General features: G+C 34.8%; 14 protein-coding genes and 1 pseudogene. 2 read left to right on the top strand and 13 right to left on the bottom strand.

Annotated elements, in window-relative coordinates:
- Positions 1-160 precede the first annotated feature (160 nt).
- Positions 161-295 carry a hypothetical protein gene (locus NSQ64_RS09875; RefSeq protein WP_255817035.1) on the bottom strand — a complete coding sequence of 45 codons (135 nt, stop codon included), beginning with the start codon at positions 293-295 and terminating at the stop codon, positions 161-163.
- Between the two features lie 2 nt (positions 296-297).
- Complete coding sequence (locus tag NSQ64_RS09870) at positions 298-1389, bottom strand: Rap family tetratricopeptide repeat protein (protein WP_041507240.1); 1092 nt, start codon at positions 1387-1389, stop codon at positions 298-300.
- A 469-nt stretch (positions 1390-1858) separates the two neighbouring features.
- On the opposite strand from NSQ64_RS09870, the gene NSQ64_RS09865 reads away from it, so the two are divergent.
- Positions 1859-3009 (top strand): IS3 family transposase gene (locus NSQ64_RS09865; RefSeq protein ID WP_341016253.1). Its coding sequence is split into 2 segments (ribosomal slippage): positions 1859-2132 and positions 2132-3009, totalling 1152 coding nucleotides; the frame shifts between segments, so codons are not numbered across the junction.
- 19 nt (positions 3010-3028) lie between these two features.
- On the opposite strand, the gene NSQ64_RS09860 is transcribed toward NSQ64_RS09865, so the two are convergent.
- The 9 genes from NSQ64_RS09860 to NSQ64_RS09820 form a co-directional block, all read right to left on the bottom strand.
- Positions 3029-3352, bottom strand: a complete 324-nt coding sequence (locus tag NSQ64_RS09860) for a hypothetical protein (protein ID WP_341016251.1) — start codon at positions 3350-3352, stop codon at positions 3029-3031.
- Positions 3353-3624: 272 nt separating this feature from the next.
- A complete protein-coding gene (locus tag NSQ64_RS09855; protein WP_160282801.1) occupies positions 3625-3765 on the bottom strand; it encodes a hypothetical protein in 141 nt (46 codons plus the stop codon).
- Positions 3766-4241: 476 nt separating this feature from the next.
- Positions 4242-4661, bottom strand: coding sequence for a hypothetical protein (locus NSQ64_RS09850; RefSeq protein ID WP_268383516.1), 420 nt, complete (start codon positions 4659-4661; stop codon positions 4242-4244).
- Between the two features lie 157 nt (positions 4662-4818).
- Positions 4819-5181, bottom strand: coding sequence for a hypothetical protein (locus NSQ64_RS09845; protein ID WP_171465003.1), 363 nt, complete (start codon positions 5179-5181; stop codon positions 4819-4821).
- A gap of 30 nt (positions 5182-5211) precedes the next feature.
- The gene (locus NSQ64_RS09840; protein ID WP_445684643.1) at positions 5212-6831 is read right to left on the bottom strand and encodes a ribonuclease YeeF family protein; all 1620 of its coding nucleotides are present in this window, start codon (positions 6829-6831) and stop codon (positions 5212-5214) included.
- A 129-nt stretch (positions 6832-6960) separates the two neighbouring features.
- Positions 6961-7095: a hypothetical protein gene (locus NSQ64_RS09835; RefSeq protein WP_255817034.1), complete on the bottom strand. Its 135-nt coding sequence runs from the start codon at positions 7093-7095 to the stop codon at positions 6961-6963.
- 1182 nt (positions 7096-8277) lie between these two features.
- On the bottom strand, positions 8278-9885 hold the full coding sequence (locus NSQ64_RS09830) for an SIR2 family protein (protein WP_341016243.1): 1608 nt from the start codon (positions 9883-9885) through the stop codon (positions 8278-8280).
- Between the two features lie 370 nt (positions 9886-10255).
- Positions 10256-11362, bottom strand: coding sequence for a Rap family tetratricopeptide repeat protein (locus tag NSQ64_RS09825; RefSeq protein WP_341016241.1), 1107 nt, complete (start codon positions 11360-11362; stop codon positions 10256-10258).
- Positions 11363-11562: 200 nt separating this feature from the next.
- Positions 11563-12402 carry an SMI1/KNR4 family protein gene (locus NSQ64_RS09820; RefSeq protein WP_341016239.1) on the bottom strand — a complete coding sequence of 280 codons (840 nt, stop codon included), beginning with the start codon at positions 12400-12402 and terminating at the stop codon, positions 11563-11565.
- Between the two features lie 80 nt (positions 12403-12482).
- On the opposite strand from NSQ64_RS09820, the pseudogene NSQ64_RS09815 reads away from it, so the two are divergent.
- Positions 12483-12671, top strand: a pseudogene (locus tag NSQ64_RS09815) (BlaI/MecI/CopY family transcriptional regulator).
- Positions 12672-12737: 66 nt separating this feature from the next.
- On the opposite strand, the gene NSQ64_RS09810 reads toward NSQ64_RS09815, so the two are convergent.
- Positions 12738-13364 carry a hypothetical protein gene (locus NSQ64_RS09810; protein WP_341016236.1) on the bottom strand — a complete coding sequence of 209 codons (627 nt, stop codon included), beginning with the start codon at positions 13362-13364 and terminating at the stop codon, positions 12738-12740.
- A gap of 20 nt (positions 13365-13384) precedes the next feature.
- The gene (locus NSQ64_RS09805) at positions 13385-14128 is read right to left on the bottom strand and encodes a hypothetical protein (protein ID WP_341016233.1); all 744 of its coding nucleotides are present in this window, start codon (positions 14126-14128) and stop codon (positions 13385-13387) included.
- Between the last annotated feature and the right edge of the window lie 674 nt (positions 14129-14802).

The raw sequence follows: 14802 nt of genomic DNA, 5'->3' as shown, positions 1-14802 counted from the left end.
TACGCTGCCATCAAAGCAAATGGAGCACCTAATATTTTCATATAAAAAAGACTCCTTTATGGTATATTCTTTTATACCATAAGGAGCCTGACACTTTAATCCATTTTATCGTTTTTTAACCAATTATACTTCGCAGTGATGAATTAAAGCCCTATCCCTTTTATGATCCTGCACCTCTTGAGGAAAGTAACACTATCTCATTTTTAGCATCTGCCTGAGTTTGTTGTACAACAGGCATTCCAAGAATTGTACCTAATAGCAAAGCAGTAGTAATCATCATCATTATTTTTTTCATGATCATATGACCTCCTTTCCTATAAGCGTACAAGATTTTAAAGCCAATTCCAAGAAATAGTTACTTTCTTCATAAAGATTTAACTTCTTATAAATGGAGGCAACATCAGGAGCTAAAGACTCTATATCAACATATGCTTTTCTTCCTTCCAAAAGACCTAGTTCTTTCTTAATGTCCTCATAGCTTTCCTGTGGTGTTGTATAACATTTCTCAAGGATATTGAATTTTAAAATAAAGTTTGTGTTCTGCTGTTCTTTAGAAAAGGTTTTCCCCTCAGCAACCCAACTTATTGCCTGATCCAACTGATTTGATTTATAGCTTGATCTTGCAAATTCATACGCACATTGTAAGTATGAAACGGGAGCTGACTGTTTTAGATCATCTGCGGAAATTGCTTTGTTGAAATATTCAATTGCTTCTATATGGTGGTCATCCTGAATTTTTAGAAATCCTAGATCATAATAAGCTAACGCTAACAATCTCTTATCGTTCTTTTCAATCAGTCTCTCAACACAATCCAAAAGCATTTTTTCAGCTTTGTCTAGTCTACCATCATCAATCAAATTCAGTGCCAACAACATATTACAGTTTATGGTCTGTATGCTGTAGCCTTCATGACCCTTGTAGATGTCCTTTGCTGTTTGTAGATGATGGTGAGAAAGGAGCGTGACCTTATTGAAATAGTAGAGTGTACCAATTTTATAATGGAACTCAGCCTTTTCAATTTCATCATGTACCTTGTCCAGTTGTCTCTCAGCTACTCTGAATAGGACTAGAGCTTCTGAATAGTTATTCTTTGCACTCTCATACATACCTTTAAAAAGATAAAAGTAAAACCTTAGCATGTCATCTGTTTTGACTCTTTCACTTTCTGTTATGGTTGGTTGCCCAACTAAATCTTCCATAAGCACCTTAAACCTGTAATCAAGAATATTGAAATAGAGTAAAACATCTTGATTTTCTTCCATTTCGCCTAACATATCTTGAATCTCATCCCTCAACTCTACTGCTTGTGAAACTTCCCTCTTTTTAATATGTAAATACCATTTGTTGAGAGTGTTTGCTACATCGACAGAAGAAATCAAATTCGACATTCCATTACCCCCTTGCTATCATTTCCTTTGTATAATTTTAACATGATATTTACAACATATGTAAAGACAAGGTGTTTATTTTAAAAGTTTTCAGTATCCCGCAAAATACAATAATGTGTATTTATAAAAGGTATGTTTTGTGTAGAACGCATTAAAATAGGAGTGACATGGCAGTAAATAGTTAAACATAGGTATACTGTAACACAAGAAGTAACAAGTGTTTTCTATGGTAGATTTATTACATAGAAGAAGCGTTTCCTCTACAAAACATGATTGCTTAGAAGTGATATTGAATTTAGTGGTGTAGAAACAACTATAAAACATTTTCTATAGGAACACTTATTCTCTTTTTTAAAACACTGAAGCTAATGGCTGGGACTGACCCCAAAAGATGAGACAAATAAAAAACACCTTTAAGTTTGAAAACGGATCGTTGTGATCCGAAATAAAACATGGAGGTGTTTTTTCTATGGGGACAAGAGTGAGTTATCCGGCTGAAGTCAAACAGAAGGCTGTAGAAATGAGATTGGCAGGTGTACCTATGAAAGAGATCATGCAGAAATTGAATATCAAGAATAAGACGCAGGTTCAGACATGGGTGAGGTGGCATAAGGCTGGGGATACACACCGATTCGAACAGCCTGTTGGAAAACAATATTCCTATGGAATGGGTCCAGAGTATTCTTCCGAATTAGAGAGACTGCAGGCAGAAAATCGCTATTTGAGTCAACAGAATGAAGTTTTAAAAAAGTACAACGAATTGGAAAGGAAGTTGATAAGGAAACGTCAATCAAACTGGTAGGAGAATTTTGCAAAACGATGACGGTACAGGACATCTGTGTCCATTTAGGCATCTTACGCACTTCGTATTATAGATGGAAAAAGGATTTGACTCAGAATCATTCTAAACGACAACTAGAGAAACAGGTCGGCACGTTGTGCCGAAAACACAAGTATCGATATGGTTATCGGAAAATCACAGCCATACTAAAAATGGGAATGCGTATTAACCATAAAACTGTTCAACGTATCATGCAGAAAAACCAGTGGCAATGCCGGGTTAAAATGAAAAAGCGTAAGAAGAATGGGCAGCCCTATGCCGTGGCTGGTAATATACTGGATCGGAATTTTCAGTCTGATCGCCCTCTTGAAAAACTAGTCACGGACATCACGTATTTGCCTTATGGACAGAAACAATTGTACCTTTCCAGTATATTGGATTTATATAATGGAGAAGTGATTGCTTTTACAATTGGTGATAAGCAGGACACAGACTTTATCTTAAACACACTTAATCAGCTCCCAGCACTTCCTGAGAATTGCGTGTTACATAGCGATCAAGGTTCTGTGTATACATCTTACGAGTATCAGAAAGCTGTTCATATAAAAGGCATTACCATGAGCATGTCCCGTAAAGGGACGCCCGCTGATAATGCCTCCATCGAATCGTTTCATTCCTCACTAAAGTCTGAAACGTTCTATCTTAACAGGATTGATCGCACTACGACCACCATCGTAGAACGCACTGTCAAAGAATACATTTATTATGATAACAACATTCGTATTCAAACGAAACTAAACAACCAATCACCGATAAACTATCGGCAATTGGCTGTATAAAGGTGTTTTGATTCCTGTCTCAAAAACGGGGGTCAGTCCCCCCGGCTTCATGTATTTCTTTTATTGGATTAATACTATAATTCATTAAACTTGCAAATCCAAAAGACACGATTCCAAAAAAGGCTGTAGTTAAGTGATTAGAAGATTTCTGATTATCTAACATATCTTCAATCCTACCCAAAAGCATTTTTATTTTTTTACTATCATGATTCTCTTTAATTCTCTTTTTGAATGCTGTTTGTTGATTAATATCTGCTTTATGCATATCCTTCCCAAATTGTTTCAAATATCTTGGTATGTATTTACTCTGTCCGAATGTTGTTGATTCGTTAATTTCATTCATAAGAATCACCTCCTAAACTTATATCGGAGCTGATTTGGAAATTTTAAGATATTCAGTGCATTGGTTTTATTTAACGTGAAATTCGTTTGTGTAGAATGTACCAACAGTTTCAACATGATTACTATTCTTGTCGTAGCACTCTACATCAACCTTGAATCGATACGTACCTTTTTTGTTACCCAGTGATTCCTTGATATCGAATTCATCATACTTTTTCTCTGCTGGGTTAAACAGGTTAGGTGAATTCGTCTTGATTGTGACCCATTTCCCTTCTACTTTTCGTTGAGGAATAAGGTTTGGCCCACAAATGTAATCATTGTGATTCTGAATCGCAACAACCACTTATTAGAACCAAGAGCAATGCGCTTTAATTGCTTCGTTGTGTCTACAGATAAAGAATCTCTGATCTTCATGTTCATACTCTCCTTGCCGAATAAGCACCACCTTACGCTATTCGCTTAAATAGATTTTGAAATGATGACTACACTCCGAGATGATGCCACGTACAGTTCATCATCATAAAATGAATAATTGTCCTCGATACGGCCGCCGCAGACCAACTGCTATCCAGGCTCAGAATGTCCCTCTCGTATGGCCACATTCCTCAACAGTCCAGATACGCCATTGATAAGGGAAAGACGCGTCTCTCAATAAAAAAAGCGGACACCAATCAAGGCACTTATAGTGCTCAATGATCAGCGTCCGCAGGTTCTTCCTTCTGGACAAAATATTCACGTTCGTTTTGCTTGTCTCTATTATACGATGATCCACTTAGGAAAAAAGGTCCCTTTTTATCCCCCTTTTTCTCGGCTTGAAGTCCAATAACACCAAAACCTTGAAAAGTATTAAGCCATTCAAGGTCTTTTTGCATAATCTCATTAAAAACGAACTAATTTGAATTTATTTTTGAAAGAAAATCTTGAAGAACTAATTTTGCTGGTGTATTCGCAGTAGTAGCCAACAAATGATTTACACGTTCTAAAATTTGAGGATGCTCCAATATCAATTTTTTGCCTTGCTCAATTGGAAAACTTCTCAATGTATCAATACAGATCTCAAATAGTTCTTTATCATTAGTATTCAACAAATCCATTAAAATTTTCAACTCATATTCATTGCACTCATTATCCAGACAATACGCAATTTTCCGCTGCCACTCTATTGGCTTATTGCGCACCTGATTTGATAATTCTTCCCAATCGTTCAGGCTAAAATCCGAGAGAATCTCACTAGCAATCAAACACCCGTCGTCATACCACGAATCTACCGTTGTATCAGCAGATAAAAGTTTATCCAGTTCTATATACATTTTTAATGCTCCAATTATGGTTCCACATATTTTTCTTTTTAAGCATTGTTTGGTTTTTATTCATTATCAGACCACCACCATCAAGCATGTACTGCTCTTAGAAACGGCAAAACAGAGGAGTACTAGCTTTATTAACCTCGTAGAAATACATACAGTTTTATTTCCACCAGTTAGATGTAATTTCTTTTAAATGAAATTCTATAAAATCTATCACTTTGCTATAGTCATCAGAGCTAAACTCCTGAATAGGATTGTCCCAATCTGTATTTTTAACTATTAGAACAAGATAGTTGCCATCTGAAGATAAATCGGGATACCAACCTAAGTCCAATGTTATTGATGATTTCTCATGATAAAGCTGTAACAAACTTTCAGTGAACATAAACCATCTTTCATCTTCTGTGTCTAACTTTCTAGGGTCAATTTCCCAAAAATGATTATAACGGACATTCCAACCTTCAGTTATCCTCAAGGGATGGATGTTTACTTCCGGAATATTAAGTTTCACATGCTTTCTCATCTTTATCCGACCTCTTTGTTAATTTTATAGTTATTTTATTCCTAATTTGTTTAAATACTTATTTAATCTATCACCAGCTATTGGATGACCGTGATACACATTACCACTCGTTAGTTCTCCTCTAATCCAACTAGTAGATTTTCCATTATCATAACCAACAACTTTACCAGTATCATAAATGAAGTAAAAATTATTATTGCCATTATCAATGATATGCCCTCTTTGAAGAGCTTCTTTTTCTATCACTTTATTATTTATTTCAGGTAGGTATTGAGCATTTCGTCTTCCGGTTTCACTAAAACGCTTCGCTTCTTCAGCAGTTCTAGCCTTTAAATGCTTATTATCATGATGAGAGTATACTGCACTATTTATCTTTATTCTAAAATCTTTTCTACCATAATAACTTTTATGAGCAATTTCATCATGCCTTTTTGAAATATTAGGTATACCTGAACTCTTTACACCCATCTTCCCATGAAATCCTTTCGCCCCAAATGGCAAAAGCATCCCCAGCGCCGCATTCATACTCGCTTCCTGCTGTTCTTTCGAGACTTTATTTCCAAACATATCTCGACCCGTAATCGCTTCGCTGAAGCCGTTGGTCGCAGTAAGACCGTATAAGCCTTTTTGTGATGTTTTTAAGGCATCGAAAGATTTCTGTGATGTCTTGTAAATGTCGACTGCTCTGACTGCGGCGGACGTGGCTTGAGTCGTTTTATAGACGGCTTTTCCGCCTTTGAAAATACGTCCTGCCCAGCCGACAATCGGGATGTATCCTGCTGCTGCCATGCCGCCTGCGGCGACTCGCTGTCCTGCGGTGAGTTCTTCACCTGTGATCGGATCGACACCTGTTGCGGCACGTTTTGCATCGTTCACTCCGGTCAACTCATTTACAATGTTCCCCCCATAATCAAGGGCTTTTTCATACCAAGGACGGTTGGCAAGCGCTTCTTGTTCCTTTGCAATCTCGCGGGCTTCTTCTTGTTCTTTTTTGATTTTGAGATATTCAGCAGTTTGCTTCTCAATATCGCTTTTTGCCTTATAGATTTCACTATCTTGAAATGCTTTTTTGTCAAAATTCATAGGTGAAATGGATTTTCCGTCATTTGTCGCATTCATCATTTCTGAGTACAAAGCCATTGTAGCTTGTTGCTCCGTCTCTGACAAAGCATATTCATCTTTTAGATTTTGATCAAGCTCTATTAAATCTTTAACCGTCTTTTTTCGTTCGTCTTCCGCATCTGCAATCTTTTCATCAAAGGTTTTACTATCAAATACCTCTAGAGATATGAGGTCATCAATATCTTCGAAAATCGTTTTGAGTGCCTTTTTTTGATCCTTCACAATGCTTTTGGCATTCTTGATTCCCATATGTAAAGCGTTGTCTAAAAAGTGTTCTTCTACAAAGGTGTCGCCGCCAAAGTTTGTATCATCAAGTGTCCCAGAAACACCTTCATGAAAGGCTTTCTGCTTATCGATGAAGCTGATAAACATGTCTACATTTCCGGCGAGCTCTTTGTAGAAACTTTTTATGTTATCCGCACCTTTCCCAGTGAAATCATCACCCAGGTTTGCCACGCCTTGAAGTGCCTTTTTTAAATCAACCATTTGTTCGCGGAGTTCCTGATAATGTTTCGCCCTTGCGTCCATGGCACTGGTTAGTGCTTTAGCATCAAGTATCTTCCCCAGCAGAGTTCACTCCTTCCTATTCATTGACAAGGTCAATTTTACCAACACAAAACTTGTCATTAAATAGGAATAAAGATACAAAAACAGCACTCAGATGATTCCAAGTGCTGTCGAAAGTTTAAACGTTGCTTGCTTTTTCAATTTGTAATATCGATCTTTCTTTAATCCTAGCTTTTCGCATACCTCAAGAAGCAGGAACAATCGTCTTGATCGTTTGCGTGCCACCTTATGTAGCCCCGTCCCCGTCTTCCTCATCTTTTTGATCATTCCCGTCAGAATCGTCTTGCACACTTTGAGGGCAATCTAATCATTAGCAGCTGCTTCTCATCTTTCTGCATCGGTACAGCTTCGTTGGCTTGGACATCATACTAGAAAAAATAGACACAGATTCAATGAATAATTATGAAGAGTATATCTCCAAGATAATGGAGTGATTTTTTTATCATTTTTTTGTGGGTGAATTGTGGTTGCAGCTTCTTCATTTTGAAATATTAGAAACACCCACAAAAATAAAAACCCCCTGAAGCCAATGGCTCCAAGGGGTTTTCTTTATTAATACTGAGACATATACTGATCGCGTTCCCATGGGTGAACTTGGGTGCGGATTATAACCTATACTGTCTTTACATGTCTTAGTGAATCATCAACGTTGATTTATAGAGATTTTCATCCTAAAAAAATAATACAAAATCATAAAATATTTTTAAATTGTGGGTGATTCGTGGGCGTTTTGTGGGTGTTTCCTAAAAGAATGAGAATTCATTATAAACCTAGTTTGATAAAAAATAACAAATCCTTTCTATAAAACAGACCATTTAGGTCTGTTTTAATTTTATTCCGAAGTCTAATTAGAAAAACCTGATAAACCTTCATCTTTAATGGAATTACCGTACCTAATTTCTTCATATATGCTTCAATCAAGCTCCCCGTCCCTTACCCTTTTATTGCTTACACTTTGACAGACAATATTCTTCTGTAAATTACTATCCCAATTTAACTCTTTCCTCCACCACTTAATTAAATAGTGATAGCAATCATTAAGACGCTCGTCAACTTTCGGCCCTTCAATGATTTTGACTTTCAACTCATATCACCTCCTACAAGAAAAACAAGTTTACCAGTAAATATAAAAAAGACCTGACTGAGTGTCAGCCAGGTTCATGAACAATCTGATTATAATAATGAAATAACAAATCAAAACTTAAGTTCTTATTAAATATCTCTGTTTAAATTTCCTTGGTTTCAAATATTTCTGGAGTCTGTAGAATAAGTTGAATGCCTGCCCCTAAATAAAGACTTTGTTTCTAGAAAAGTTTTTGTGATTAACTTGACTATTTAAAACATAATATTTATAATTAGCTGTATATTAATTTAGTGCAGGGGAACAATGGCAATCACTCTTTGTGGTTAGGCGTTGTTCCCTTTGTTTTTTATAATATCATACAGTAATAAAAGACGTCTAAGTTGAGTAGTAAGCTTGATTTCACCTTTTTGTTTCAGATCAGTCAGAACTCTAATTAAATAAGTTTTCAACTCTTCTAATTTTAGTTCTTTAATATTAAAAGACAATGTCTCGTAAATATTATCATCTTTGGTCTTTAATTTAATAATCTTATTTAAATCATTGCAATTTCTTAGCATGACTGAACTGGGAACGATTTTACAATAATGCAATTCGAAATTAGTAAAATACTCTATCTTCTGTATCAACCTTTCTTTTTCTGTTTTATGAAGCCCAGTTGAGTTTATAAGATCTTCATTTAATAACTTAACTATAGGAAACCTTGCTCTATATGCCTGATTAACTGCAAATCTCATTCGTATTTCATTTCCTATTTCATCTTTATCAGAGATATAATCTAAAGAATACGTAATGATATCAGGTATTTGAAAAATATACGTAGAATCACCTAATGCAACTGTTATATTTTTATTTTGAAGAGTCTCCTTAATATTATCAATTTCAATAGGAGATATTAACACAGAATTTAATGTGCCTTTTTTTCCGCGATCGATTATAAGTTCTTTTATTACATGATGATATTTTCTAACCTCTGTTGGAGCAACACCTTGATTAATTGTGCTTAACTTTTCAAAAATAAGCTTAAAATTATCCGTTTTAATAACTTTTAATTTACAACCTAAATCTCTATCATTCTCGACTTCTTGTACTAATTCTTCACACCCCTCTTTCCATTGTATAAGTACAAGCCTATCTTCTAGTATCTCAATCTCCTTATCATTTAATGATTTGGTGAACTCTCGTATTATCTTCCTAATATTAATGTCAGTTAAAGAGTAACCCATAAAAATTATTGGCGAATGCATCATGGTTGAGATTATTTTAGCGCTTATCAACACAGAATTCTCTTCAAAATTATTATAATCATTTTCGGTTATTATTATGTCTTGAGGACTTTCCGCACACCCGTGTAATTTATAAAGTTCCGCATATCCATAATTAGTAGAAAAAAAGCCTTTTTGTCCAATGAACTTTGTTAAACTATAATTACTATATTCATTATAAGAATTCTCAATAAAGTAATCATAATTTGTGGTTAATACTATCTGTGTTTTTGATAGCATCTTTTTAAAAATTTCAAATTCCTCTTTCATTTCATCAATCAATTTATAACTGTTAAATCTATTCGCGATTGCCTTTTTAAATGGGGAAACTTTTGTATCAAAAGCATCTTTAGTACCGAAATTTTCTATACTCACTCTTCCTTCATTAAATGCTTGGTTGTATTTACTTTCCAATCGAGTACCCATCTCAATATTTGAGTAATGATCTAGCTCTTTGTTAGTATACTTTGGAGATTTATTTTTTATTTCATCTCTTATAATATTAAATTCACCAAAAAAATCTTGAGGCTCATCTAATTTCTCCCAAAATTCATTTAACAATGAAGACCAATCTGGAAAATCCACGAGAAAACGCTTTGAAATTCCCGACCCAATAAATACAGTCGGAAATTCATTTTCTTTTATAAACTTATCTAATATTGTCGTCATTCTGGCCCCTCTTTAATGATTTTAATTAAATAATATCACAAATCTTGTTAAATATTGATTTTTTTGTTGCCGAACTTAAAGAAATCATTAATCTTATTCGTTTGCATTTAATTTATGATTCAATTGTAGACTCCTTAAAGTAAAATGTTGGAAGAGTTGATATAGGATTAAGAGAAAAAAGAATGGCGGTTCAAATAAAAAAGAAGCCCCGAAAAGGGCTTTTTCTTTTATTAATGGAGTCTACTTTCTCCTAATGCTTAACCAAAGTAGCCGTTTTCTGCGGTTTGAAAATCATTTGAGGAATTTATATGTACAGTGGTTGTGATCCCCATTAATAAGGTAAGGCTTAATATCATAACTTTCAGGTGCTTCATTCAGCTTCCTCCTCCATCCATGTCAATTTTTTGGCCTGTGATTCCAAACCTTCATCAAAGTATTTTGATGCCAGTTTGTAATTATCCTGCTTTTTATAAAATCTTGCTGCCATAATTGACAATTCTGCGGCATCTGTCCAAAGTTTTTGATTTTTCAGTACATCAAGAGCTGCGTCGAGCTGAATTTCATCATCTGTTACATATATTGAATGTATGATATTTAACTTAGCAATATACGCATTGTCAGCTAATTCATTCGCTAACATGAGTGACTCGTTGTGTGCATCCAGCCCTTCAGCTTTTTTATCTAACTGGAAGAGTACACGCGCTAACATGTAATTTGTTCTCATATACAGTGGTTTGTGTGGCTTTTTTAATTCAACCGAAAAGACATTTTGTAAACATTCTAAAGCTTGCTGAAGCTTTCCTTGACGCTCATAACATATCCCAAGATTGAAATACCCTAGCGCTTGTGGAAAATCAATTTTAGATTCTGCTGCTAAATTGATAGCATCCTTATAGGTGGATTCAGCTTGTACAAATTGGTTTAAATCCATCTTATTTGATGCGATTACCATTAGAGTAGTAGCAATCCGACTCTCTTGTAAATCTGCTGATTTAAAGCTTTCTAAAGCTTTTTTGGCGTGGTTAATGGAGAAATGATTTTGTGCGATTTCGTAGTATGCAATCGAAAGCTGATAATTAAATTCAGCACGTTCTAAATCGTCAGGAACGTTCCGAAGTCGGGTCTCTGCAATATGATAATAGTTGATAGCGTCTGAAAAGCGCTTTTTATAAAACTCATACATGCCATTGAAGAAGAAATAATAATACTGAATCATGTCATCCGTTTTCTGCTTCTCTTCAATGTCTATTTGCTTCAATATATCTTTTGATCCCTCAAACTCCTGCGCCAACATTTTGTATCTGGAATCAATCAAGTTAAAGTATAATAAGACATTTTGATCTTCTTCCATATTTTCAAAGGCTATTACGATCTCTTTTCTCTTATTTTCAGCCTTTAGAATGTCCTGTTTCTTGATATATCCGTACCAATCACCGATCATTTTAGCAACAAATGGGCTTGCTACTTTTTCTCCCAAACAAACCTCCCCCTATCCATTCCTTTATTTTCCCTATAATTACATATATTATCATCCGTTTGAATATTCCACACCGAAAAGAAACCGCAAAAAAGAACAAAAAAAGAGAGACGAATTCGCCTCTCTGGTATGCCTTTTATTATTTGATGATACTCCAAATAAATCTTCCACTAGTATGGACTGTTTTTTGTGCCCAAAGCTTACCAAAGGAAACTTGTTTTCATAGCAATATGTTCTCCGAGATTTACTATAAGTGGATCTTTATTTTTTTCTAAAAATTTAGCAATTTGATTTAGATTTCCATTAATTTTATCATTGATTGGCATATTGGGATTCAATAAGAGAACGTTGTTAATCGTAGAAGCTACTTCATAAAGATCATCTTCATCTTTTGTTTTTTCAATGTGATATTGCATATTTTTAAAAAACCATTCAATTTCGTTCAAATCAACCATCGGGTAATATTGAATTTTATAAAGATTCTCTTCATCAAGGACGTCTAATTCAAATATGGCTTCAAGTTCTTTTTTACTTAAATGAACTTCAGAAAGTTCATATTCACCATCTGCTGCTTCTTCATCAACAGTGTACTCAGCTGTATAAAGCACCTGAATGAATTCATCAAAGGAATCTGCTAACTTAAAGTCTTCTTCCATCTCAACATCAAAATAATGAATTGCAGGATTCTCTTTCGTTTTTCGATAATCCATCGCTACCCAAGTATGGCCATCCCCGTTAATCAAAACAAGCCCTTCTGGCAGCTCCCACTCTTTAATTAAGTAGGCACTATCCATAATCCCTTCATCTTCAGCAATTCCCAGCAGGTGATTAAATTGAATGTGATCCTCAGCCCATGAATTAGAATGAGTGGTTGGAAAAGCATTATGAATGGTATAACCACCATTCTGTTCTAATATGAGCTTTTTATATGTACCTGGCAAAGTGACCCCAAGTTTCTTTTCAGCCTTAGATATTTCTGCTTCGTTGATCTTTTTTAACGTATAGTAACCTTCATCGTCTATTTCCCAAAAAGATTTCAAAGTTTATTTCCTCCTAATGTCATTAAACAAAATTCCCTTACGAACATATATTCTGTTAAACTATTTTTGGTGGTGATTGTATGTCAGATCTCGAGAGAAAGATTTATCGAATTATTTATAATATGAGCCGCTTCCGTAAGAATCCAACAATTGACGATCTGAAATGAAAGACCGGTAAAAATGAGACGACTGTTAGGCAAGCAGTCCAAAACCTTCTGGAAAAAGAAGAATTGAAATGGGATAAAGAGAAAAGAGAATGGCGGTTTTAATATCTGCTAACTAATGTATGCTACACTAAAAAGAGCAACTTCCAAGTGAGAAGTTGCCCCTTTATTCTAATCTTCAGGATCATCAAAGATGCCCAGTATATCTTTTTCATCCATTAAAAAAGTATCATACAGTGACATTTCTGTAGCTTCTTTATCTTTTATTCTATGCGCTAAAATTCTCATTAGGCTTCTCGGATTTCTTTCATATGGAAATTCTGTCTCTTCATACGAAAGGATAGGTTCGTTTAAATAAACATATGACTTCGGTTTTGTGAAGTAAGTCCATTTAACTTGTGGGTAATTCTTTATAATTGTTTCGCCATAGTATATGGCTATATCCATTGCAACCGCGTAATCAATTTGTTCAAGGTCAACTGGATTAGCTAGTAAAGTTTTCTTTTCATCTTGGTACACATGATCAGGATATTGGCGAAACTCCTCCAACAAACTTCCAATCTCTTCTTCTGTTAATTCACGTATTGTAACAAAATCTAAAAACCAGGAAAAAAGATCAATTAAAGATTCTTTTGTAAAATCAAGAGTCACATACCCTTCGGTTACTTCCTCTAGCACTTTGATTCTCTCTGGAATTTGTGAAACATACCAATCAAAGAATTGTTTTGCTTCCTTTTTTGACATATCGTCAAAAGCTTTCATTTCAAAAGGTGGGGCTTCCCAAGGATATTCTTCCATTATTACTCTCCCTAAAATAATTATTTTTCATGAATTTGATATGGAATTTTTTTGTCTTTAAGATACTTCAATAGTGGTTTGCTTGCTCCAATTCTACCAGTTGATTCACTCTTAAAAAAGTGCCATTTGAGGTTTTTTACTCTATTTGTCTTTCTTAATTGTACATCCTTATCAATCTGTTTCCTAATAAAATTTGATAAATTAGCATAACCAACTTTTGATTCGTGTGCCGTATCCGTTTTAGGGTTATATGCATCTACGATTCTTCTCTCTTGCACCCATTTTTTCTTTTTATGATCATAGACACGCACCTTGTCGAATGTTTTATGGCCAATACCGTTAACAATTTTGTTAAGATACTTTTCACCATCTCGACCTGATTTGAACCCTTTTGCTGGAAGAGAAGGTTTTGATGTAGATTTTGGTTTTGGTTTTGGCTTTGGTACAATGGAACCACCTCCACCACCGCCTCCAATACGGCCTCCACCAGTTCCGCCGTAAGGATCCCAAGATGCTATTTTAATTTTTTTTAGTTCTTCTTCACTCCGAGCACCTTTATCTGAATTTACTTCGACTCCTTGAATTTCTTCAAGTTCTTCTTCGGCATCAGCATCATTATCTTCTTCAATAATCACACTACTATCTTCTAAATAAGCCTCATTTTCGTCTTGACTGACAGCTTTCACTTGTGGAATAAAACCTGTAACACCTACAAACAATGAAAATATTAATAGTAAACTTAAAACCTTGTTAGTGATTTTCACCTAATAATCCTCCTATTTATGTAATTTAAAGCTCCTTTAGTATAGTTTTGCTTTAAATTTAAATAAAGACTTTATAGGATATTTAAGGTAAATTTAAGATTTTATAGTAATGTTATAAAATTATTTGGATTTAGAACTTTTTAATAGCAGTATTTAATTCATTGAGGAGACATCATGAAGTAACAACTGAGGGGATACTAATACTAAACGTAAAAAACGCCCCATCCGGCTAGGGACGGGGCTTTTCGCTTAAAAATTTATCGTTCTATTAAAATGGACTAAGGATTCAGTAGCAGTGTTAGTCCTTTTACTTAGGATTACTTGTAATTCGATATCTTTTATCTTATCGTAATCAATGTCACCCAAAGACCAATATGAAACGGATTTAAAAGTATCGTCCTTAGCATCCATAATTATATCTTCGGAATTATAATCAACAAAAACCAATTCGGATGACCCGAGAGTTTTCGCTGAGTTAACACGTAATATGAACGTGGCAGGAGATACTAAGTATGTTTTATCTTCCGAGGTGTTTTTAAAAGATATACTTAACCCAACCTCGCCGTCTGAGAAATGTAGTTTTTCTACATTCACACTCACGTCTTCTGCATTACTTTTATAGTCGACATCTACAGTTTTCAAGTCTTTCGGTTTGTCCGAACTTAGATTCGGAT

Origin of the sequence: Bacillus sp. FSL W8-0183 (genome assembly GCF_038006825.1) — a bacterium.
GTDB classification, from domain to species: Bacteria; Bacillota; Bacilli; order Bacillales; family Bacillaceae; genus Bacillus; species Bacillus altitudinis.
Note: the sequence above shows the minus strand (reverse complement) of the source record. Positions and strands in the feature narration are given on the sequence as shown.

What these genes read in the sequence shown, in the direction of transcription:
- NSQ64_RS09845 (WP_171465003.1), bottom strand. Translation starts at nt 5,181, where the DNA reads ATGAGAAAGCATGTGAAACTTAATATTCCGGAAGTAAACATCCATCCC.
- NSQ64_RS09855 (WP_160282801.1), bottom strand. Translation starts at nt 3,765, where the DNA reads ATGAAGATCAGAGATTCTTTATCTGTAGACACAACGAAGCAATTAAAG.
- NSQ64_RS09870 (WP_041507240.1), bottom strand. Translation starts at nt 1,389, where the DNA reads ATGTCGAATTTGATTTCTTCTGTCGATGTAGCAAACACTCTCAACAAA.
- NSQ64_RS09810 (WP_341016236.1), bottom strand. Translation starts at nt 13,364, where the DNA reads ATGGAAGAATATCCTTGGGAAGCCCCACCTTTTGAAATGAAAGCTTTT.
- NSQ64_RS09850 (WP_268383516.1), bottom strand. Translation starts at nt 4,661, where the DNA reads ATGTATATAGAACTGGATAAACTTTTATCTGCTGATACAACGGTAGAT.
- NSQ64_RS09875 (WP_255817035.1), bottom strand. Translation starts at nt 295, where the DNA reads ATGAAAAAAATAATGATGATGATTACTACTGCTTTGCTATTAGGTACA.
- NSQ64_RS09860 (WP_341016251.1), bottom strand. Translation starts at nt 3,352, where the DNA reads ATGAATGAAATTAACGAATCAACAACATTCGGACAGAGTAAATACATA.
- NSQ64_RS09830 (WP_341016243.1), bottom strand. Translation starts at nt 9,885, where the DNA reads ATGACGACAATATTAGATAAGTTTATAAAAGAAAATGAATTTCCGACT.
- NSQ64_RS09840 (WP_445684643.1), bottom strand. Translation starts at nt 6,831, where the DNA reads ATGGACGCAAGGGCGAAACATTATCAGGAACTCCGCGAACAAATGGTT.